The organism is Photorhabdus sp. RM96S (genome assembly GCF_042879335.1).
Classification (GTDB): Bacteria; Pseudomonadota; Gammaproteobacteria; order Enterobacterales; family Enterobacteriaceae; genus Photorhabdus; species Photorhabdus kayaii.
Genome location: NZ_JBHFKT010000282.1, coordinates 1 through 225, shown reverse-complemented (window position 1 = coordinate 225; position 225 = coordinate 1). Strand labels below are relative to the sequence as shown.

Sequence of the window (225 nt, the reverse complement as noted above, 5' to 3'; positions counted from 1 at the left end):
GTAGATATCAGAAAGTTGCATTTTCCTTGATGCTCACAACTCTGAGAAACCGCATGAATTAAGATTTTCTATGGGTGTCTTTTCTGTTGAAAAAAGTAAGTACGGCTGTAGCATTAGGTTGTGTCCCTCAATTAAATAATGACCTTAAGAAATAAGCGGATACAACCTAATTTCACCATAGCGATATAATTTCTTGCTGTCTTTTCATAACGGGTGGCGATGCGA

The 225-nt window shown here is 37.3% G+C and carries 1 pseudogene; it reads right to left on the bottom strand.

Features of this window, described 5'->3' with window-relative positions:
* Positions 1–131 precede the first annotated feature (131 nt).
* Positions 132–225: pseudogene (locus ACGF49_RS25360) on the bottom strand (IS5 family transposase); the annotation flags it as partial.